27 protein-coding genes and 1 tRNA gene are annotated in these 21,032 nt (G+C 34.7%); 24 read left to right on the plus strand and 4 right to left on the minus strand.

Annotated elements, in window-relative coordinates; genetic code table 11:
- Window positions 1-111: 111 nt before the first annotated feature.
- The 13 genes from ACTQX6_RS07955 (at window position 112) to ACTQX6_RS08015 (ending at window position 11,025) form a co-directional block, all read left to right on the plus strand.
- Window positions 112-1,725 (plus strand): BglG family transcription antiterminator, encoded by a 1,614-nt coding sequence (locus tag ACTQX6_RS07955; protein ID WP_320802531.1) that lies wholly within the window; start codon window positions 112-114, stop codon window positions 1,723-1,725.
- On the plus strand, window positions 1,718-2,110 hold the full coding sequence (locus ACTQX6_RS07960) for a transcriptional regulator GutM (RefSeq protein ID WP_167699311.1): 393 nt from the start codon (window positions 1,718-1,720) through the stop codon (window positions 2,108-2,110). Before ACTQX6_RS07955 ends, ACTQX6_RS07960 begins: the two co-directional genes overlap by 8 nt.
- A gap of 14 nt (window positions 2,111-2,124) precedes the next feature.
- The gene (gene srlA / locus ACTQX6_RS07965) at window positions 2,125-2,670 is read left to right on the plus strand and encodes a PTS glucitol/sorbitol transporter subunit IIC (RefSeq protein ID WP_320863326.1); all 546 of its coding nucleotides are present in this window, start codon (window positions 2,125-2,127) and stop codon (window positions 2,668-2,670) included.
- Between the two features lie 10 nt (window positions 2,671-2,680).
- Window positions 2,681-3,232, plus strand: a complete 552-nt coding sequence (locus ACTQX6_RS07970) for a PTS glucitol/sorbitol transporter subunit IIB (protein ID WP_167699309.1) — start codon at window positions 2,681-2,683, stop codon at window positions 3,230-3,232.
- A gap of 13 nt (window positions 3,233-3,245) precedes the next feature.
- Entirely contained in the window at window positions 3,246-3,620 is a 375-nt protein-coding gene (locus tag ACTQX6_RS07975; RefSeq protein ID WP_167699308.1) for a PTS sorbose transporter subunit IIB, read from the plus strand.
- A gap of 13 nt (window positions 3,621-3,633) precedes the next feature.
- Entirely contained in the window at window positions 3,634-4,005 is a 372-nt protein-coding gene (locus ACTQX6_RS07980) for a PTS glucitol/sorbitol transporter subunit IIA (RefSeq protein WP_167699307.1), read from the plus strand.
- 30 nt (window positions 4,006-4,035) lie between these two features.
- A complete protein-coding gene (locus ACTQX6_RS07985) occupies window positions 4,036-4,968 on the plus strand; it encodes a phosphoglycerate dehydrogenase (RefSeq protein ID WP_167699306.1) in 933 nt (310 codons plus the stop codon).
- Window position 4,969: 1 nt separating this feature from the next.
- The gene (locus ACTQX6_RS07990; protein WP_167699305.1) at window positions 4,970-5,581 is read left to right on the plus strand and encodes an SIS domain-containing protein; all 612 of its coding nucleotides are present in this window, start codon (window positions 4,970-4,972) and stop codon (window positions 5,579-5,581) included.
- A 2-nt stretch (window positions 5,582-5,583) separates the two neighbouring features.
- Window positions 5,584-6,471 (plus strand): 4-hydroxy-tetrahydrodipicolinate synthase, encoded by an 888-nt coding sequence (gene dapA / locus ACTQX6_RS07995; protein ID WP_320863325.1) that lies wholly within the window; start codon window positions 5,584-5,586, stop codon window positions 6,469-6,471.
- A gap of 121 nt (window positions 6,472-6,592) precedes the next feature.
- Window positions 6,593-9,100: a ribonucleoside-diphosphate reductase subunit alpha gene (locus ACTQX6_RS08000; protein ID WP_320863324.1), complete on the plus strand. Its 2,508-nt coding sequence runs from the start codon at window positions 6,593-6,595 to the stop codon at window positions 9,098-9,100.
- Window positions 9,101-9,108: 8 nt separating this feature from the next.
- The gene (locus tag ACTQX6_RS08005; RefSeq protein WP_320863323.1) at window positions 9,109-10,152 is read left to right on the plus strand and encodes a ribonucleotide-diphosphate reductase subunit beta; all 1,044 of its coding nucleotides are present in this window, start codon (window positions 9,109-9,111) and stop codon (window positions 10,150-10,152) included.
- Window positions 10,153-10,245: 93 nt separating this feature from the next.
- Window positions 10,246-10,322: transfer RNA gene (locus ACTQX6_RS08010), tRNA-Pro, on the plus strand.
- A gap of 52 nt (window positions 10,323-10,374) precedes the next feature.
- Complete coding sequence (locus ACTQX6_RS08015; RefSeq protein ID WP_441657411.1) at window positions 10,375-11,025, plus strand: HAD family hydrolase; 651 nt, start codon at window positions 10,375-10,377, stop codon at window positions 11,023-11,025.
- A 36-nt stretch (window positions 11,026-11,061) separates the two neighbouring features.
- Here ACTQX6_RS08015 and ACTQX6_RS08020 read toward each other — a convergent pair whose 3' ends face one another.
- Window positions 11,062-11,943 (minus strand): MurR/RpiR family transcriptional regulator, encoded by an 882-nt coding sequence (locus ACTQX6_RS08020; protein ID WP_117446532.1) that lies wholly within the window; start codon window positions 11,941-11,943, stop codon window positions 11,062-11,064.
- Window positions 11,944-12,165: 222 nt separating this feature from the next.
- Here ACTQX6_RS08020 and ACTQX6_RS08025 point away from each other — a divergent pair, with 222 nt between their 5' ends.
- The 10 genes from ACTQX6_RS08025 to ACTQX6_RS08070 all read left to right on the plus strand — a co-directional run bounded on the left by ACTQX6_RS08025 (window position 12,166) and on the right by ACTQX6_RS08070 (window position 19,021).
- Window positions 12,166-13,188, plus strand: a complete 1,023-nt coding sequence (locus ACTQX6_RS08025) for a Gfo/Idh/MocA family protein (RefSeq protein ID WP_117446533.1) — start codon at window positions 12,166-12,168, stop codon at window positions 13,186-13,188.
- Window positions 13,189-13,197: 9 nt separating this feature from the next.
- Window positions 13,198-13,674, plus strand: a complete 477-nt coding sequence (locus tag ACTQX6_RS08030) for a PTS sugar transporter subunit IIB (protein ID WP_117446534.1) — start codon at window positions 13,198-13,200, stop codon at window positions 13,672-13,674.
- 121 nt (window positions 13,675-13,795) lie between these two features.
- Window positions 13,796-14,560 carry a PTS mannose/fructose/sorbose/N-acetylgalactosamine transporter subunit IIC gene (locus ACTQX6_RS08035; RefSeq protein ID WP_117446535.1) on the plus strand — a complete coding sequence of 255 codons (765 nt, stop codon included), beginning with the start codon at window positions 13,796-13,798 and terminating at the stop codon, window positions 14,558-14,560.
- Window positions 14,561-14,566: 6 nt separating this feature from the next.
- Window positions 14,567-15,388 carry a PTS system mannose/fructose/sorbose family transporter subunit IID gene (locus ACTQX6_RS08040; protein WP_272005653.1) on the plus strand — a complete coding sequence of 274 codons (822 nt, stop codon included), beginning with the start codon at window positions 14,567-14,569 and terminating at the stop codon, window positions 15,386-15,388.
- Between the two features lie 83 nt (window positions 15,389-15,471).
- Window positions 15,472-15,894: a PTS sugar transporter subunit IIA gene (locus tag ACTQX6_RS08045; RefSeq protein WP_117446537.1), complete on the plus strand. Its 423-nt coding sequence runs from the start codon at window positions 15,472-15,474 to the stop codon at window positions 15,892-15,894.
- A gap of 5 nt (window positions 15,895-15,899) precedes the next feature.
- Window positions 15,900-16,295 (plus strand): hypothetical protein, encoded by a 396-nt coding sequence (locus tag ACTQX6_RS08050; protein WP_117446538.1) that lies wholly within the window; start codon window positions 15,900-15,902, stop codon window positions 16,293-16,295.
- Between the two features lie 21 nt (window positions 16,296-16,316).
- Complete coding sequence (locus tag ACTQX6_RS08055; protein WP_320863321.1) at window positions 16,317-16,967, plus strand: HAD family hydrolase; 651 nt, start codon at window positions 16,317-16,319, stop codon at window positions 16,965-16,967.
- An 89-nt stretch (window positions 16,968-17,056) separates the two neighbouring features.
- A complete protein-coding gene (locus ACTQX6_RS08060; RefSeq protein WP_320863320.1) occupies window positions 17,057-17,506 on the plus strand; it encodes a helix-turn-helix domain-containing protein in 450 nt (149 codons plus the stop codon).
- Window positions 17,507-17,926: 420 nt separating this feature from the next.
- On the plus strand, window positions 17,927-18,556 hold the full coding sequence (locus ACTQX6_RS08065; RefSeq protein ID WP_441657412.1) for a DUF1016 N-terminal domain-containing protein: 630 nt from the start codon (window positions 17,927-17,929) through the stop codon (window positions 18,554-18,556).
- A 45-nt stretch (window positions 18,557-18,601) separates the two neighbouring features.
- The gene (locus tag ACTQX6_RS08070; RefSeq protein ID WP_320863318.1) at window positions 18,602-19,021 is read left to right on the plus strand and encodes a PDDEXK nuclease domain-containing protein; all 420 of its coding nucleotides are present in this window, start codon (window positions 18,602-18,604) and stop codon (window positions 19,019-19,021) included.
- Here the strand turns inward: ACTQX6_RS08070 and hypE are convergent.
- Genes hypE through ACTQX6_RS08085 form a run of 3 tightly spaced genes read right to left on the minus strand, consistent with a single transcriptional unit; the run spans window position 19,018 to window position 20,861 of the window.
- Window positions 19,018-19,902 carry a hydrogenase expression/formation protein HypE gene (hypE, locus tag ACTQX6_RS08075; protein WP_441657414.1) on the minus strand — a complete coding sequence of 295 codons (885 nt, stop codon included), beginning with the start codon at window positions 19,900-19,902 and terminating at the stop codon, window positions 19,018-19,020. The genes ACTQX6_RS08070 and hypE overlap by 4 nt on opposite strands.
- Complete coding sequence (hypD, locus tag ACTQX6_RS08080; protein ID WP_441657413.1) at window positions 19,868-20,614, minus strand: hydrogenase formation protein HypD; 747 nt, start codon at window positions 20,612-20,614, stop codon at window positions 19,868-19,870. The genes hypE and hypD overlap by 35 nt, the downstream gene beginning before the upstream one ends.
- Window positions 20,601-20,861 carry a HypC/HybG/HupF family hydrogenase formation chaperone gene (locus ACTQX6_RS08085; RefSeq protein ID WP_117446559.1) on the minus strand — a complete coding sequence of 87 codons (261 nt, stop codon included), beginning with the start codon at window positions 20,859-20,861 and terminating at the stop codon, window positions 20,601-20,603. Before ACTQX6_RS08085 ends, hypD begins: the two co-directional genes overlap by 14 nt.
- Between ACTQX6_RS08085 and ACTQX6_RS08090 the strand changes: the two genes are divergently transcribed.
- Entirely contained in the window at window positions 20,797-21,030 is a 234-nt protein-coding gene (locus tag ACTQX6_RS08090; RefSeq protein WP_259295340.1) for a hypothetical protein, read from the plus strand. The two genes, ACTQX6_RS08085 and ACTQX6_RS08090, sit on opposite strands and share 65 nt — an antisense overlap.
- Window positions 21,031-21,032: the final 2 nt, after the last annotated feature.

Below are 21,032 nucleotides of genomic sequence, written 5' to 3' on the forward strand. Positions count from 1 at the left end.
AAGAAAATGTTGAAACTATATATTTTTTTAATGCATATATAATTTGAGTATGGAGTAAGATTGTTATATTTGGACTTGCTAAACTAAAAAGATTAAGAGAGGAGGATAAAAATGCAAAATTTTATATTGAGTGAGAGATATAAACAGATTATCATATGTCTTTTATCTAAAAGTGATATGAATAGATATATAAGTAGTGATCAGTTAGCAAGTGAAATTTATTTAAGTAGAAGTACATTGGTTAAAGATATTAAAAATTTAAATAAATATTTACAATATTATAATTTGCAAATTAAAGGCGTAAACAAGCTTGGATATATATTAGAAGGTAATGAGATAAATAAGAGATTATTTATTATTAATGAAATATTTGAGGTGTTTATGGAAAGTTTAAATATCTCTGAATATCATTTCTCAAGAAAAATAGAATATCTAATAAAGAAATCAGAAGACCATTATTTTATAGATACAAAAAAGTCGGATTTATTTAAAAAGTGTTTGATTATTACGGTGCTTAGGTGTCAAAAAGGAATACATATTACTAGGCCTATAAAGAACTATATGAATCAATTTCAAAATATAGAATGGGTCGAAGATCTTAAAAATTATATTTTTGAAGATTATAAGGTGAATTTGACTAGATATGATACAGATTTTCTAATCTTTCCTTTTAATCTTGGTGATTTTAAACTGTCACATTATTATGAAGGAAGTGTGAGTTATATTTTGGATAGAATGATTAATGAAATATACAAAGAGTATCAATTCTATCTTGATAAAAATTTTATCAACAATGAAATATATACGCATTTTATTTATATGATTAATAGGAGTATTTTTAAATCCCCTATAAATATTTCTATCGATGAAAAAATAGAATTGAATTATCCTTTTGCTTATCAGATAGCTAAAAGCGCATGTGTTTATCTTGAAAAGGAGTTAAACACTCATATTTTTTATCAAGAAATAGGCTTTCTTGCTTTATATTTTCAACTGGCCATAAGAGCGAAATATGATGCTCCTAAAATAATAGGAATTATCAAAACGCCAGAAACATCTATGATGAAAATAGCAGAAGACAAAATGAGAGAAATGTTCAAAGGGGATTGCGAAATTATTGAAGTCAATCTTTCTGATGTGGGTAGTTTAGATATCTCCAAGTGTAGTGCTTTAATTTCTGCATTTCCAATTGAAGAACAAACAAATATTCCTGTTATTCAACTAAATAATATTTTTGATAATGACTATATTGAAAAAAGAGTAGATGAAGGACAAAGACAAAATCTGATACGAAATATTAATGTTGATTATAGTCCACATTTTGTTTTAGAAGATGGAGAGATAAGCTACGAAACATACGTATTTGAGATTTTGAACCGAATGAAGAATGAAGGAAAGGTTAATAATGATTTTATAAAGAAAGTCATAGATACAAAAAAAGAAAAATTTGGATCGGACTACACTTTTTTACCGCATGGTGTTAATAAAAAGTCAATGAAATTTATAGTTGATTTAAATATTATATATTCTCAAGAAATTAATAAAGTACTCTTTATTACTGTACTAGGAATACCAGAAAAGGTAGAAGATGAATCAAATTATTTAATAGTTCAAATTTATGATTTTTTATTTCATGTCATACATTTATTAAATCAAGCAAGTAAAAATCAAAGCATTTATTCAATACTTGAAGAAATTAAGAGAGAAGGAATTATAAATGGATAAGAACTTCTTAGTTATAGGAATTATGTTTTTTGTAGCTTATATTTTCCAGTTTATTTTTACTTTATTACAAACAAAAAATATAACGAATACATATTTAATGCTGTCAAAAAAATATAAGGGTAATTATTACATTGGAATGAATAAACGAAAAAAAATAGGCCTAAATTCCATTGTAATTATTGTTGTAGATCATTCTATGGTTATTAAAGAGTTGCATGCAATGAAAGGAATATTCGTAACTTCTAGAATGAAACCAATCATAGTGAAAGGAGAGATAAAAATAAACGAGCTGTCTAATGAAAAAGAAATTTTGGAAAAGAAATTAGGTAAAAAAGTTTATATGGCATTACAAAATGCTGCTGAGAATATTTTGGATTGTGTATAGAAGGAGTTGGACATATGGACGCAATTGTTGGATTTGCTGAAGGTTTTATTCAGTTATTTAAGGCTGGTGCTGATACATTGGTTGGTAATGTAACAGGAATGCTTCCTCTATTAGCTGTAATCATTACCTTAATGAACGCGATTATGGCATTAATTGGGGAAGAAAGAGTTACTAAAATAGCTAAATTTGGTGGAAAGAGTGTATTTATTAGATATACGATTATGCCGGTTTTGTTTACATTCACAATGGGATCACCTACAAATTTTTCAATGGGAAAATTATTAGATGAGAAGCATAAACCTGGGTATTGTGATTCTTTAACAGGTATGGGACATCCATTCACAGGACTGTTTCCACATACTAACCCTGCTGAATTATTTGTATTTATGGGAATTGCTACAGGGTTACAGCAGTTAGGGTTGAATACAACTGAATTTGCTGTTAGAGCTTTAGCGGCAGGAATTATTTTAGGGTTATGTAGAGGAATAATTACTGAAAAAGTATATTTTATGATGTTAAAACGTAATAAGAATAAGCGTTCTTCTGAGGATGTAGAGTAGGAGTAAGGTTATGGGAAATATATTTGATAAGTTAGTAAACATTGCTACGAAATTCGGAAATGGTTTTGGGAATGTAACTTCAGTTTTATATCAAGCTGGTAGAGATACGGTTGAAATGATTCTGAACACAGTCTTACCTTTCATGATTTTTGTATCTGCCTTAGTTGGTATTATTTCAACTTCGGGAATAGGTGACATTATTGCTCATGTTTTATGTCCATTGGCAGGAACATTACCAGGGTTATTTGTAATCTCATTCATATGTAGTATGCCTTTTTTATCACCAATCTTAGGGCCCGGAGCTGTTATAGCACAAGTTGTTGGGGTTTTAGTTGGTACAGAAATTGGAAAAGGTGGAATAGCTCCACAGTTAGCTTTACCTGGGTTATTCGCTATTAACTCACAAGTTGCTGCAGACTTTTTACCAATTGCATTGAGTTTAGCTGATGCTGAGCCGGAAACGATTGAAATCGGAGTCCCTTCCATACTTATGGCACGATTAGTTACAGGTCCTTTAGGTGTATTAATCGGATATATTTTATCTTTTGGTATGTATGCATAAGGAGGTCTTTTAAATGTCAAAAAAATTGGTTATATCGAAGGGTAGCGGAGGATATGGCGGACCGCTTGAAATTCCATTAGATGGAAGCAAAAAATATGTAATGTATATGACCGGTGGAGGAGAACCGACAGTATTACATAAAATCGTCGAATTGAGTGGACTAGAACCAGTGAATGGGTTTAAAACGAAGGTTCCGGATAAAGATATTGCGATTGCAATCGTAGATTGTGGAGGCTCGGTTCGCTGTGGTGTATATCCTCAGAAAAAAATTCCTACTGTAAATATCAGAAACACTGGAAAAGCTGGTCCGTTTGCAAAATTTATGACACCGGATATCTATGTATCCGGCGTTATTAAAGAAAATCAAATTGAAGTAAAAGAATTTTGAGAATGTGATAAAAATGGAAACTAAATTTGAAGCTAAAATTACTAAAATAGGTATGAGAGCAGAGGAGTTTCAAGATCAAAACATGATTCTTCTGTTTGGTGATATTGCCCCAGAGGATTTAGAAGATTATTGTTTTATATTGGATTCCCATTATCTGAAAAAAAATGTATGTATTGGAGATATTCTCTTTATAGATAACTGTAAATATGAGATTACCGGAATAGGGGATGTTGCTAATCAAAATCTAAATAGTTTAGGACATATTACTTTAAACTTTGGGAATACATCTGAAAAAAAAGATTGGCTCGGGGGAAGTATTTATTTAGAAGAAGATCTCAAAAATAAATTGCATCTTGGCTCAAAAATTGTATTTAGTTCCAAATGAAAACGATGAAGTAGGAAGAAAGGATACGATATGAAAGTTGTGATAACGCCAAGAGGATTTGCTAAGTATGGCTTAGCTCAGATAGAGTGGATGAGATCAAAGGGGTTAGACGTACATTACAATGACACAGGATTAGCTTATACACATCAGCAATTTTTAGAATTAACTAAAGATGCAGATGCAATAATTGTTGGTGTTGATACTATGAATAAGTCCATGTTAGAAAATGCAAAAAATCTAAAAGTTATCTGTAAATTTGGAGTTGGAACGGATAACATTGATTTAGATTATTGCAAAGAACATAACATTTTTGTAGGTAGAACTGTTGGATCAAATTCTAAATCTGTAGCTGAGCATGTCATTGCAATGATGTTTAATGAAGCAAAGAATCTTTACGGTAGTTTGAAAGAAGTTAAAGAATATAAATGGCAGAAACCAACAGGACGAGAAATCAGCGGAAAAAGTCTTGGAATCATTGGATTTGGTATGATTGGAAGATATTTGGCTGATTTTGCCAATGGTTTAGGAATGAAGGTATATGCATACGATGCACTTGAAATAAAAGAAGAGGATGTTTTAAAGCACCAAGTAACAGTATGTAGTTTTGAGGAAATTCTCAAAAATTGCGATTATATTTCTATACATGTTCCTTTATTGGAATCTACCAAAAGTATGATTTCAGAAAAAGAGTTTAAAATAATGAAAAAAGAGGCCTGTTTAGTTAATGCGGCTAGAGGCGGAATTGTTGATGAAGAAGCATTATACAATGCATTAATACAAGGTGAGATCCGAAGTGCCTGTTTTGATGTATATAGTACAGAACCACCGGCACAAGGAGATAAACTTCTTAAATTATCTAATTTTTATTTAACTCCACATACAGCGGCACGTACGCAAGAGTCTGAGAAAAGAACTTGCAAAATGTCATCAGAGATCATAGTTAAACATTTATTGGAGGAATAAAATGAAGAAAGATGTAGAACAATTTATACGATTAGTAGACGAGCAAATGAAAGGAGTTTATAAAAATATAGATTTTGAAAGTATTGAAAAAGCTGCAAATTTAATTTTAAAATCCGAACAGCAGGGAGGAAGAGTTCATGTTACAGGAATAGGAAAGCCTGCTCATGTAGCTGGATATATTGCTAGTCTCTTGTCTAGTACAGGAACTAGTGCATATGAATTACATGGAACTGAAGCTGTGCATGGAAGTTCAGGACAAGTAAAACCTGGAGATGTAGTGATTTGTATTTCTAATAGTGGAGAAACCGCAGAGTTACAGGCAACAGTGCAAACATTAATTAAGAATGGTGCTTACATTATCAGTTGTACTCGAAATGAAAAGTCAACTTTGGCAAAAGAATCTGAAGTATGTTTGAAGGCCAGGGTAGAAGAAGAGGGAGATGTACTTAATAAACCCCCAAGAGCATCTGTATTGGCAGAAATCTTAGTTTTACAATGTCTTAGTGTTACTTTACAATCTTATAAAAATTTAGATTTAAAGCACTATTTAAAATGGCATCCAGGGGGAACTTTAGGACAAAGTATTCGTGATTTGGAAGAGGGAAGGTTGTAAGTATGTTTGAAGGAATTATTACACCGATTGTTACTCCAGTTAATAGGGATGAAAATCAATCTATTAATTTTGAAGCATTAAAAGATTTAATTGAGCATTTAATTTCTCATGGCGTAAAGGGTATATTCCTTTTAGGAAGTAACGGTGAGTTTCATGTAATTGATGAAGAGGAGAAAATTGAATTAGCTAGGCAGACAATTAAAATTGTGAATCATAGAGTGCCGGTTTTTGTAGGGACTGGATGTTGCTCTACTAAAGAAACGATTCGTTTATCAAAAAAAATGGAAGAATTAGGAGCTGATGCTTTATCCGTTATTACTCCATACTTTTTAAAACCGTCTGATGATGATTTATATGTACATTACAAAGCAGTAGCTGATAGTGTAGACATCCCGATTATTCTTTATAATATCCCCAAAGCAACAGGGTGTCCATTAAGTCCTGAATTAGTTGATAAATTAGCTGATATAGACAATATCAAAGCCATTAAAGATTCGAGTGGAGAATTAGACAGATTAGAGGCATATGCTAAAATTGCAAAAGAAAAAGACTTTGAATTGTTAGTGGGAAGCGATTCAAAAATCACTTATGCATACAATCTTGGAGCGACCGCAGCGGTTGCAGGAACAAGCAATGTGATTGTAGACACATTAGTTGGTTTGGACCGAGCTTTACGTTTAGGAGATGAAGAACAAGCAATTCAACTACAAAAAGATATTGATGTCTTAAGAAGTGTATTAAAATTAGGAACTGTACCAAGTGTTATTAAACGAAGTTGTGAATTGGCCAATATAGCGAAAGTAGGGCCGGCGAGACTGCCTGTGCAAGAGCTAAGCAAGAAAGATGATAAAAAGATTTTAGAAATGTTGAATTATTATCAATTAGTATAGATTTAAAATTAAGCAAGTCAAGTGAATCAGTTCAAACTTGATTTGCTTTTTATATAGGTCATATCAATAGAGAAAATAAAGGGTTTCTGCTATGGTAATATGGCAAGGAGACTCTAATTGTATGAATATTATTAAACGTGATAAAACCATTCAACCTTTTAATGTAGAAAAAATTAAAATTGCCATCAAAAAAGCATTTGCCTCTTTACATTCTGAGATTGATGAGGCGGTATTGGATCAAATCGTGATCGAAATACAAGATGAATTTCAGTCTCGCAACCAGACACCGACAGTTGAAGAAGTACAGGATTTAGTTGAAAGAGAGTTGATGAAACACTCTTTTTATGATGAAGCGAAAGCTTATATCTTATATCGATCCCAGCGCGCAAGACTTCGTGAACAGATCGCTCAGTTTGAAAAACTTGTTTATAATCCGGCTGTGTCAAAAATCTTGATGCAGGTGGAACGTGAATTTGGCTATGATCTATCGACTTTGTATCAGAAGTTTAAGACTTTTTATAAAGCAGAGGATTCGCAAAAAGAAACAGAAAAAATGTTGGTTCGTGCCTGTGTGGAACTGATTTCCATGGAACAGCCGCAATGGGAAATGATTGCAGCTCGTTTCCAAAGTGAATTCCTTCATCAGGAAATCAAAGCTCGTATGTTAAAGTATGGTGTCCATTCTTTTGCGGAAAAGATCGCTTATTTAGAAAAAGAAGGCTTATATGGTGATTATATTCGTCAGGCTTACAGCAATTCGGATATTAATGAATTAGAAGCGTATATCAAAGAAGAAAGAAATGATTTGTTTACCTATTCAGGTTTAGATTTATTGATCAATCGTTACTTGATTCGCTCTCATAGTGGTGAGATTTTAGAAAGTGTACAGGAGATGTTCATGGGTATTGCGATGCATTTGGCTTTGCCGGAAAAAGATCGTGTATTCTGGGCTAAACAAATCTATGATATTTTAAGTGAATTGAAAGTCACGATGGCAACGCCAACCATGTCCAATGCGCGTAAGCCATTCCATCAGATGTCAAGCTGTTTCATTGATACCGTACCTGATTCTTTAGATGGAATCTATAAATCTATTGATAATTTTGCGCAGGTATCGAAGCATGGTGGTGGTATGGGTCTTTACTTTGGTAAGGTTCGTGCCAATGGTAGTGATATTCGTGGCTTTAAAGGGGCTGCCGGTGGTGTTGTTCGCTGGATCAAGCTGGTCAATGATACCGCTATTGCCGTCGATCAACTAGGGGTTCGCCAGGGGGCAGTGGCTGTCTATCTGGATGCCTGGCATAAAGATTTACCGGAGTTTTTACAGCTTCGTACCAACAATGGTGATGATCGTATGAAAGCACACGATGTCTTTCCAGCTATCTGTTATCCGGATCTATTCTGGCGCATGGTCAAAGAAGATTTGGATGGCACATGGTATCTGATGTGCCCGCATGAAGTTTATACCATCAAAGGTTATCATTTGGAAGATTCTTATGGAAAAGAATGGGAAGAGAAATATTGGGATTGTGTGCAGGATGATCGAATTCATAAGCGCACGATCAATATCAAAGACTTAGTGCGTCTGATCTTAAAATCTTGTGTGGAAACAGGAACGCCGTTTACCTTTAATCGGGATATCGTCAATCGTGCCAATCCAAATCCGCATCAGGGTATGATTTATTGTTCAAACTTATGTACGGAAATTGCGCAGAATATGAAACCGATCCAGCATTTGCCTAACGAAGTGGTTCAAATCGATGGACAGGATGTTGTCGTAGAACGCTATGTACCGGGTGATTTTGTCGTCTGTAACCTGGCGAGCTTAACGCTAGGGAAAATCGATGTCAAAAACGATAAGGAATTGGAACATATCGTATCGGTTGTCATTCGTGCTTTGGATAATGTCATCGATTTGAATTATTATCCGATTCCTTATGCCAAATTGACAAATCACAAAGTACGTCCGATTGGTTTAGGAACCAGTGGATATCATCATATGTTGGTCAAGAACGGCTTCCGTTTTGAAAGTGAAGAACATCTGGAATTTGTCGATCAGCTCTATGAAAAGATTAATTATTATGCGATTCGTACGAGTATGGAACTGGCAAAGGAAAAAGGAAAATACGAGATTTTTGAAGGAAGTGACTGGGATACCGGTGCTTATTTCACAAAACGAGGTTATACATCGGATGCCTGGAAACAGCTGCAAAAAGAAGTGCATCAAAACGGAATGCGTAATGGTTATTTATTAGCCATTGCCCCAACGAGTTCAACATCCATCATTGCGGGAACCAGTGCATGTTGTGATCCGATCATGAACAAATTCTTCTTAGAGGAAAAGAAAGGCTCCATGATTGCCCGTGTGGCACCGGATTTAAATCAGCAGACTTTCTGGTTGTATAAGAATGCGCATTTGATTGATCAGACATGGTTAGTTAAGGCAGCCGGTGTTCGTCAGCGTCATATTGATCAGGCACAATCGGTAAACTTGTATATCACAACAGAATTTACAATGCGTAAGCTTTTGAACTTGTTTATACAGGCATGGGAAGAAAATGTAAAAACGTTGTATTATGTGCGCTCTAAATCACTGGAAGTCGAAGAGTGTGAGAGCTGCAGTGCATAGGAGGTCATATGGAACAATTACAGAAAAAGGCATTATTTAATGAAAACGGCGATATTGAAGTCACAAAACGTCGTATGATCAATGGAAATACGACAAATTTAAATGACTTCAACAATATGAAATACAGTTGGGTATCGCAATGGTATCGTCAGGCGATGAACAACTTCTGGATTCCAGAAGAAATTAACTTATCACAGGATGTCAAAGATTATCGTTCATTAAAACCGGCTGAAAAGACAGCTTACGATAAGATCCTCTCTTTTTTGGTCTTCCTGGACTCCTTACAGACAGCAAACCTTCCCAATGTTGGTGAATACATCACGGCCAATGAAGTCAATTTGTGCTTGTCTATTCAACAGTTTCAGGAAGCCGTGCATTCTCAAAGCTATTCATATATGTTAGATTCTATCTGTTCTCCACAGGAACGAGATGATATTCTTTATCAGTGGAAATACGATGAAATCTTATTGAATCGAAATAAATTTATCGGTGATTTATACAATGCGTTTCAGGAACATAAAGATCCTTTCCATTTTATGCAGATGATCATGGCGAATTATATCTTGGAAGGAATTTACTTCTATTCCGGATTTATGTTCTTCTATAATTTGGGACGTATGGGAAAAATGCCGGGAAGTGCCAATGAGATTCGTTACATCAATCGGGATGAGAATACGCATTTGTGGCTATTCCGTTCGATCATCTTAGAACTTCAAAAGGAAGAGCCGGAATTGTTTACACCGGAGCGTGTTGAAGTGTATCGTGCCATGTTGAAAAAAGGTGTGGAAGAAGAGATCAAATGGGGCAAATACGTCATTGGTAATGATATTGAAGGTTTGACTATGGAAATGGTAGAAGACTACATTCGCTATCTGGGAAATTTCAGAGCCCATAGTTTAGGCTTTGAACGCTTGTATAAAGGCTATGACAGTGAACCGGAAAGTATGAGCTGGGTATCGATGTATTCCAATGCAAATCTGATCAAGACTGATTTCTTTGAGGCCAAGAGTACAGCCTATGCCAAGAGCAGTGCGATTGTTGATGATCTATAAAATCTGAGGGGTTGAAGCTTTGTTTCAACCTCTTTTACTTTTTAGTTGAGATTCCCTTCAAATCGAGGTATATTATTAAGGTATCGATCTTATCGGGATGTAGCACAGCTTGGTAGTGCGTTTCGTTCGGGACGAAGAGGTCGCAGGTTCAAATCCTGTCATCCCGACCATGAAATAACAGTCGTCTGAGGACGGCTTTTTTTGTAAAAGGAAAGGAACATAATGAAAAAAGGAGCAATCTTTGATATGGATGGCTTGCTGTTTGATACAGAAAAGCTATTTGATATCGCATGGCATAGAGTGGCAGATAAACATGGTCTGACATTGACACAAGAGTTTTTTAACACATCACGTGGAATCAGCGGGGATGTAATGTTCAGAAATCTTAAAAGTTATTTTCCAACAAAGGATCCAAAAATTTTATTGAATGAGTTGTTTGAAAACACAGCAGAATTAACCAGGCAACAGGTGCCACTTAAAAAAGGTGTTTTCGAAATATTATCATTCTTTAAAGAAAATGGAGTGAAAATCTCCGTTGCCAGCAGTTCTCCATTATCGATGATACAAAATAATTTACAAGTCTCAAAAACGTCTTGTTATTTTTATGTAGTCTGCAGTGGACAGGAAGTAGAACATGCCAAACCATCACCAGAAATATTTTTATTGGCAGCGAAACGAATGGGAGTCGATGCCAGGGATTGTTATGTTTTTGAAGATGGAATTCATGGGGTACATGCCGGAGTGAATGCAGGATGTACAACGATCATGATACCGGATATGCTAAAACCAACGCAGGAAATATTAAATATGCCGGTGCACATCTATAAAGATTTATTACAAGCAAAAGAAGCCATTGAAGCAAAGAAACTGTAAAATGTATCTTATAGATATAGTTTTACAGTTTCTTTATTATTTAGATGAAATAATAGTATGTCCTAATTTATGAAATATCTCACGGGTTTCTTTAACGTTATGTGACATATTATCATAATCTTTCATGGCTAATGCTAGAAATATAGTATCTTCGATCATCGTATGAATCACTGTAGATGTTTGGCTTGCTAATCTAAGATTATTTTCAATGACAGAGGTATATAATACAATATCGGAATTTTTGGCCAATTTTGTGCATCCATATTGAGTGATTGACAAGACTTTGGCACCTCTATTTTTTGCAATTTCAATCATTTCATAGTTTTCTTTTGATGAACCAAGAGCAGAGAAACAAATAAATAAATCATCTTTTTGTAAATTGGTACATGCTTCAAGACGAAGATGCATATCAGAGAAAAAAACACTATTTATATTTAGGCGCATTAGTTTAACTTGAAAAGATTCAGCCATTAGCGAACTAGCCCCCATACCACTTAAAAAAATTTGTTTATTATTTTGAGCGGCTTGGTAAATGCAATCTACAGCTTTTGACAAAGAATCATCCTCTAGAGTGGAAGAAGTGCTTTTGATAGATGAAATGGTGAATGAAGCTAGTTTTAGGTAAATATCTTTTGGACTGTCATGGCTATCCATATTGATTAAAGTTCCACTAATAGGATCTGATACATATTCAGCTGTTAATTTTAATTTAAATTCTCTATATCCTGAATATCCTAATTTTCTTGTAAAACGAATTAATGTAGGCTCACTTACATCACATAATTTTGATAAAGTCTGCGTAGATAGAATAGTAACTTCACTAGAATGTTCTAAAATATATTTACCTAATTTTTTTTCTTTGCTGGAAAAGAATGGCATCATAGACTCAATTTTAGATAATACTTCATTTTTTTGCATAAAATCACCCTTTCATGGTAACAATGAAGAATAAAATATTATAAATATGTAGTTTTACTATCATTATATGATATATTTTAACGTAAAATACATAAAAATTCATCCTATTAAACTGGATAAAGGTTACTATAAGTAGTAAAATTAAAAAAATAATAAAATATATTGTAGTTTTACTACTTTTTATGTATAATCAAACTGTAAGGTGTCTTAGGAGGAAACATAATGGAAAAATTAAATGTCGCAGTTGTTGGAGCAGGTATTTATGGGCGCAATCATTTGAATGCTTATAAATGGAATCCAAATGCAAATCTTGTCGCTGTTTGTGACATGAATGAGGAAGTTGCGAAAAAAGCTGGAAAAGAGTACGAAGTGAAATTCTATACAAATATGGATGAAATGCTTCAAACTGAAGATATCGATGTTGTATCTATAGCAACCCCAGATCCATACCACAAAGAACCAGTATTAACAGCAATTAAATATAAGAAGGATGTTCTTGTAGAAAAACCACTTGCTACAACTTCAGCTGATGCTTATGAAATTATTGATGCAGCGAACGAAGCAGGTGTACGAGTTATGGTTGATTATCATAAAAGATGGGATCCGGCATCTATTGCAGTTAAGAATAAACTGAATGATGAAACATCTGGAAAACCAGTAAGAGGATATATGCGTATGGACAATATTTACGATGTTGCCGAAAATTGGTTGAAATGGTCGGCAAATTCTAGTCCGGTTCATTTTGTAGGAACGCATTGTTACGATTTAATTCGCTGGTATATGGGATGTGAAGTTACAGAGGTTTATGCAATTGGGCATAAAGGCATTTTACAATCAAAAGGTATTGATACTTATGATAGTATCACAGCAAATTTGACTTTTGAAAATGGATGTACTTGGACAGTAGAAAATGCATGGATTTTACCAAATGGCTTTGCGAAAGCAGATGATGGATGTACAGAAATACTTTGTGAAAACACAATGATTCGGGTAGATTCACAAAAACGTGGAGTGGAATTCTTTGATAATAAAAAACAATATACTCCTAATATTTGTTTCATGTTAAGTAACAACGGTCGATTGCGAGGTTTTGGTATTGACCCTTTAGATGATTTTATTGATTGTATTCAAAATAATAAGCCTTTTATTGCAAATTTAAAAGATGGTTTAGAAGCAGAATTGATTGCAGAGGCAGTTCATAAAAGTGCTGATACTCATGAAATTGTAAAGATTGAACGAAGATAGAGGTATAGTATGGCAAAAATTAAAATGACTCGTATTGATTATCGAATGGTACATGGTCAAATTGTAGCTAAATGGATTAAGTTTAGACCGGTTGATCGATTAATTTTAGCAGATGATCCTTTGGTTGATGATCCTTTTATGGGAGACATTTATCGTATGGCTGTTCCTCAAAAAAAGGTAGATATTGTTAAATTGAATGATATTCAAAATGCAATTGATAAAAAAGATGATACAGTTATGCTGATTTTTAAGGACGTAGCTTCAGCTTATAAAGTATTTAAAGATGGTTTAAAAATTGACGAATTAAATGTAGGGGCAGTGCAGAATGGTCCAAAACGTAGATCTGTAATTCAAGGAGTTTCATTATCTGAAGAAGAATATACTCAATTAGAAGAAATAAAAAGCAATGGTGTAAATGTATTTTTACAACCTATTCCAGAAAATGATCCAACAAGTCTAGCTTCTATAGAAAAGAAATTTAGATAGCTTAGTTAAATAAATCGCAGTTTAAAGTACAAATAAATTTGTCATGACAATTATAATAGAGCTCAATAATTGCACTTTTAACTGTAATTTAATAAATTGTTTCGAGTGAAAGGAGAGAAACATGCAAGGCACACAATTAATTATTATGGCTATTTTGATGGGCTTAATGTATTGGGTGGCTCGAGGAATGATTGGAGGGTATTTCGCATTCTTCTTCATCGCTAGCCCAATTGTAGTAGGAGTTGTTGCTGGTTTGGTATATGGTGATTTAACTCAAGGTTTGATTATAGGTGGAGGAATAGCAGCGGCATTTGCTGGTATTATTGCTCCGGGTGGAAATTTACCGACAGATTCTGCACTTGCAGCAACAACGGTAATTCCAATTGCATTGGCAACAGGATTAACAGTAGAACAAGCAATAGCATTTGCGGTACCTATGGGGTTATTGGGATCTTTTGTTACTAACTTAAGAAAAATGATCAATGTTATATTTGTTCATAAAGCAGATGAATGTGCTGCTAAAGGTGATCTGGGAGGAATAAGACGTTGCGCTATTCTTTGGCCTCCTTTAATTGAAATTCCTTTGTTATTCTTGCCTGTATTTTTAGTTGTAATGTTTGGCCAGGATGCTATGTTGGCTTTTATGAATGCTGTTCCTGATTGGGTAATGCATGGATTAGAAGTAGCAGGGGGAGTAATGCCGGCGATTGGTTTTGCATTGATTATGAATATGATAGGAAAACCATATATGGTTCCTTATACAGTGATTGGATTTATTCTTGTAAAGGCTCTAGGTCTAAATACTTTAACAGCTGGAGTATTGGCTGCCTGCGTAGCTGTATTGATTGTAATGTCTAAAAGACAGTCTGCAAAGGAAGGAGAGTAATGACATATGAGCGAAGAAAAGAAAGTTACTTTATCTAAAAGAGATATTAATCGTGTTATTGCAAGATGGTATATCACCACAGAAATGTCTTTAAATTTTGAACGTATGCAGTCTATTGCTTATGTTTACTCTCTGTTACCTGCTTTAAAGAAACTATATACTAATAAAGAAGATTTAATAGAAGCATTGCAAAGACATTTGGAACTGTTTAATACAAATGCAACAGCAGGTGGATTAATTCTAGGTACTACACTTGCGATGGAAGAAGAAAAAGCAAATAATCTAGAATCAATTCCAGGGGAGTCAATTGTAGCGGTTAAAACAGGATTAATGGGTCCGGTAGCTGCTTTTGGAGATTCTTTTAGTGCTGGAACTATTACTACATTATTTATTCTAGCTTCTTGTTCTTTGGCACAAACTGGATCAATGGCCGGCTTTTGGTTATTGTTGCTTGGGACTATGTACACTTTAGGAGAACTTATTGTTTTTACTAAATTAACATATTCAAAAGGCCGTACAGCAATTAAAGATATCTTATCCTCTAAACTTATGACAGATATCATTGAGGGAGCTAATATTTTAGGTATGTCAATGATGGGTGCTTTAACTGCATCAATGGTAAATCTAAGTGTAGCCCTTACAGCATCTTTTGATGAGGCAACATTAAGTATTCAAGACAAGATTGACGGAATTATGCCGGGTATTTTGTCTATTGGTGTACTCTTTATCTACTATTATTTAATTAGTAAAAAACATGTGAGTGTAGCCAAACTAGTTTTATTTACAATTTTAATAGCATTAGTTTGTGCATTCATTGGATTATTTTAAAAAATGAGGTTGTAACAGTAATATGTTTAATCATTTTAGCTGTACAACCTCATCAACTTTATTTACATGCAGGAGGATTTTTTGTGAAAGGAATTATTTTAGCAAGCCATGGACAATTAGCAGCAGGTATGATGGATACTCTTAAATTATTTGTTGGAGAGCCTGAACAAATAGAATATTTGTGTCTAATGCCAGGGCAGGAAATGCCTGAATTTCTAGATAAGTTGACTGAAGCTGTTTCGAAGGTGGATTGTGGAGATGGTGTAGTAGTTTTCTGTGACCTGCTGTTTGGAACACCGTGTAATTGTAGTGCAGCTTTATTAAATAACTCTCAATATACAGATAAAATAGACGTTATAACAGGTATGAATTTGTCGATGATATTAGAATTTGTAGGTAGCCGATCACTGGGTATGGGAAATGAGTCTATTATTAGTACAGGTATAGAAGGAATCGTAGATTTTAAAAAGTTATATCAAGAACGTATGAAGCAGTTTGACCAATAAGGATTATGAAAGAAGAACAAATTAAAGACATACTTTTAAAACATAAAATAGATTATACAAAAAATTCTACGATTTGGGGAACGATCATTCCAAGTATAAGTGCTTATGAAAATGGTTTAGGTGAAGTTATGCATGTTATGAAAGATCATATTCTTCATTTCAATTCTAAGGGTATTGCGATAATTGCAGTTGATGATATGCTTGGAATTCCCAGAGAAAAGCAGTTAGTATTTATTAATAAATCTGATATTCACGGAATTAAGATACGGATGAGAAGAACAAAATTCATTTTATCCATTCAAACCAATAGAGGATTGATTGAGTACAAGATACGAAAAAGTATTTTAGGTGCCCCTTGGCATAAGGAAAATTTATCTTATCTTCTCTTACAAACCGTATAAACAGAATGGTGAGGAATTCATATGAAAAAAGGCGCTATATTTGATATGGACGGATTACTATTTGACACAGAAAAAATATTTGATGATATTTGGTATCAACTTTCTGATCAATATCATTGCGAGTTAGACCGTTCTTTTTTTGATTCAAATCGTGGTACCACTGGAACTATTATGGAAAAAACTATTCGTCAATATTTTCCAATGCATATTGTTTCAGATTTAATTGAGGATTTATTTCGGCGGGCAAGAATGGAATTAACTGAACACGTCCCTATGAAAAAAGGTGTTGTTGAGATATTAAAGTATTTTACAACTAATGATATTAAAATCTCTATAGCTAGTAGTTCACCAAAAGATATGATTATAAACAACTTGAAAATATCAGGAATACATTCATATATTGGTGAAATCGTTAGTGGAGATGATGTTAAGCAGGGAAAACCATCACCGGAAATATTTCTATTGGCGGCCAAACGAATGGGAGTCGATGCCAGGGATTGTTACGTATTTGAAGACGGGATACATGGGGTCCATGCCGGAGTGAATGCAGGATGTACAACGATCATGATACCGGATATGCTAAAACCAACGCAGGAAATATTAAATATGCCAGTGCATATTTATACAGATTTGTTAGAGGCCAAAGCAGCGATTGAAACAGGGATTCTATAAATGCATAGAAAACGGGCACAACTGTATATTTTCATTGATAGACAATAAGAAATCCTCCATCTACAATAGAAGCAGATGGAGGATTTTATGTGAGTTTGGGAAGCAATTTATATAACGCAAGACGAAAAAAAGGATTATCACAAGAAACAGTCGCGGAGATTTTAGGTATTTCTCGACAGACGGTATCTAAATGGGAAACCGATGAAACACTGCCGAATGTTTTTCAGGCGAAAGAAATGGCACAACTATATGAATTGAGCTTAGATGATTTGATGGAATATGATGCAGATGTGCAGGAAATCGAAAAGGTCATCCAGAATACCAGTGAAGAAACACAAAAAAAGATTGATTGGACCAAAATGTGGTCTAAACAGTATCCGGTTTTAGGAACTTATGCAGATGTAGTGGAGGTAGAGCGATATGCTGATGGCTTACAAGAGTTATTGGATGATTTAAAGAAACGATATGATTATAACCAACTTGATGCGATGTTGGTATTAAAAGACATATTGGGTAAAACATGGAATCAGAATAAATAATTTAAATGAAAAAAATAAAACTTCTATGTATAAAACTTTACATAGAAGTTTAGGATTGATGATAATTATATTTACTATCACGATTAAAGTATATTCACGTCATTTAACTGTTTTGGAACATCAATGTCAAAAATTACTTAGCTGTGGGAGGAATCCCTGGCTAAGCTTTTTTTATCAAATTATTCCAGTGTTTTTGAATTCTCTGAGGAACGTAGAATAGTTATCTGCTTGCTCCCGTCTTGCTATATTGTTGTAGGTACTATGGCGAAGTTTGAAACTTTAGTATGTTTCTATTGTGAAATTAAAAGCTTAAAATGATGGGATTTCTGTTGAGTGTAAAAAAATTGATTCTTTATGTTTTTGGTAAGAAATAGGTCACTTTAATCCGATAAAGTTGTACATAACAGGAAGGTGATCGAAATGAACACAAACGTAGAAACAAGAAACAGCTTAATTGAGTTTACGAAAATAGATGATATCGTTTCAGATATGAAACATATTATTGAGACTTCTCAAAAGAATGCTTATCAGGCCATAAATACGACCTTGGTCTATCGCAATTGGTTAATGGGGTACCGTATTTCTGAAGAAATATTGAGTGGAGATAAACGAGCAGAATATGGTGGGCAAGTTATAAAAAAGCTTTCAAAAGAATTGACAAGGATTTATGGAAAAGGGTTTACCAAGACAAATCTATATAGTTTTTATAAATTTTATACTATGTTTCCAGAGATTTTCCACTCACTGCGTGGAAAATTTAATTCTTTTTTAAGTTGGACACATTACCGAGTATTAATTCAGGTGGAAGATAAAAATGCCAGAGAATGGTATGCTTGCGTAGCATTTATGGAAACTTGGAGTGTTAGAACTTTACAGCGAAATGTTTCGTCTCAGTATTATTACCGCATGTTGAAGACGCAGAGAAAAGATCATGTAAAAAAAGAAATAGAATCATTAACGGCTGAGTATCAAAAAGATCAACTGGAATTTATTAAAAATCCAGTTGTGGCAGAATTTCTGGGTTTGTCTTCCAATGTTGATTTTACATAGGCAGATTTAGAGAAGGGGATCATTACCAATATATAGAATTTTTTGATGGAGTCGGGTAAAGGGTATGCCTTTGTCGCAAGACAACAACATATACAGACTGAAAAACAGGATTACTTTATCGATCTTGTTTTCTATAATTACTATTTAAAATGTTTTGTGTTGATTGATTTAAAATCCAGCAGGATCACCCATCAGGATGTTGGTCAAATGGATATGTATGTTCGAATGTATGATGAATTAAAACGTTCTTCGGATGATAATCCAACCATCGGTATTATCTTGTGTTCGGATACAGATGAAGATATCGCGCGTTATTCCGTTTTGAAAGAAAATGAACATTTATTTGCGACAAAATATAAACTGTATCTTCCAACTCAGGAAGAATTAAAAGCTGAAATAGAAAAGCAAAAAACGTTGTTTTTGCTGCAGCAGACAGAAAACGGACAAAAGAGGCCAAACATCTAACAGATTCTGGGTAAAGGTTGACCGGACAGCTTATGAAGTTGGCGTGTTGCTCCAATCTTTGTTTTTAAATATAGCTTTTGCGGATGTTCTTTGGTAATTTTGCCGATCATTTTGGCACCATCTTTTAATTGCTCACAAAGTTGTTTGGCATCATTTTCATTCATGATACAAAGCATACGTCCTTCACAAGCTAAATATAAAGGATCAAAACCTAAAAGGTCGCAAAGTGTTTGTACATTTGGATCGACAGGAAGTAAAGCTTCATAAAGTTCCATTCCAAAGTCGGATTTTTCTGTCAGTTCAATGCAGGTGGTCGCAACACCGCCTCTGGTTGGATCACGCAGGATTCTAAGACTATCATATGCCATGGCTTTCATAGCTTTTTCTTTTAAACAGGCACAATCGGAAAGCAACTCTCCTTGCAGATGAATATCCTCGCGAGCCATGAAAATACTGGCACCGTGGCATCCCATAGAACCGGATAAGACAACGACATCGTTTTCTTGATATTGGTAGGAAGTCTTTCTTTGAAGAATTCCAATACCAGCTGTGTTGATATAGATTTGATTTCCTTTTTGTTTTTCAATGACCTTAGTATCACCGGTTACGATCGAAACATCTGCGTTTTTTGCGGTCTGCTGCATGGAGTGTAGGATCGTTCTTAAGTCATCGATATGAAAACCTTCTTCAATGATCAAAGAACAGGACAAATATTTAGGGATTCCTCCGGTCATGCAAAGATCGTTGATTGTGCCACAAACGGCCAATTTTCCGATGTCACCGCCGGGAAATTTCCATGGATCGACTACAAAGCTGTCGGTGGAAAAGACAAGTTCGTTTTGTGGATTAGGTAAAATGGCTCCATCTTTTAATTCGGTCAGCTGTTTGGTTTCCTTGAGGCTTTACGATACGTCCATATGTGTTTTGAATGGCAGGCTTGTTCTGGTTCAACATTTGAATCGGCAGTTCAATTGAATATAAGATGTCTTCGGGATCAAAGCCGCTGATAACACCGGGATGATGATATTGGTTTGGCAAAAAGGTAAATCCTTGTTCACCGATAATGGCAGCAACATGTCCCGGACAAAGAAAGCCATCGATTTGTGTATTTTCTTGTTCTAATAAAGTGCATATGGCAGGCTTTGTCTGCTTTAAAAGACTCAAAAAGAAAAAGTTTTGAATGTTTTGTCGTTGGGCGTCTAAAATCGCAATGGCACTTCCAGGTGCAGTTGTTTCAAAGCCGACACCTAAAAAAATTACATTCTTAGACGGATTTTCTTTGGCCAGTGTTAAAGCATCCATACAGGATAAACAAATTTTGACCTGTGGCAATCCTTGAAGAGATGGATGTTTACTTCCGGGAATGCGGAAAAGATCACCATAGCTGCAAAGAAGAATATCCGGTCTTTGTGCCAGATCATAAGCTAGGTCGATCAGAGATGAAGGAGTTACACATACTGGGCAGCCCGGGCCACTGATCAGTTTTACATCATCCGGAAGCAGACTTTTTAGACCCGAGCGGGCAATGGACATGGTATGCGTTCCGCAGATTTCCATCAACTGGATAGGGCGTTTTGGTTTACTGAAATGCATTGAATATCTCCTGATATAAATCTCTTGTCTTTTGGGCTTCCTGAGAATCGACTTTTTCAATCGCAAAGCCGGCATGGACCATGACTTCATCACCGATTTGTACATCGGGTATAAAATCGATTCGTATAGTTTGCGAAATGCCGTGAGCACCGGCTATGGCGGTGTTTCCCTCGATTTTTTCAATGGTTAAAGGAAATCCAAATGGAGAATGTTTTATTCGTATTGAACAACCACGAGGGGAAGCCATTTATTATACAAAAGGAAATGGTACAAAATATCTGGATCGCTTTCGATTGCGAACACCGACAACCTCCAATATACCGCCTATGTTAGATTTGTTGAAAGGGTGTCAGCTTGGGGATGTGCCGCTTTTGATTTTGACGATCGATCCTTGTATCAGCTGTACAGAGAGGTAGAG

This window comes from Faecalicoccus sp. LCP19S3_E2, from assembly GCF_052121255.1.
Classification (GTDB): Bacteria; Bacillota_I; Bacilli_A; order Erysipelotrichales; family Erysipelotrichaceae; genus Faecalicoccus.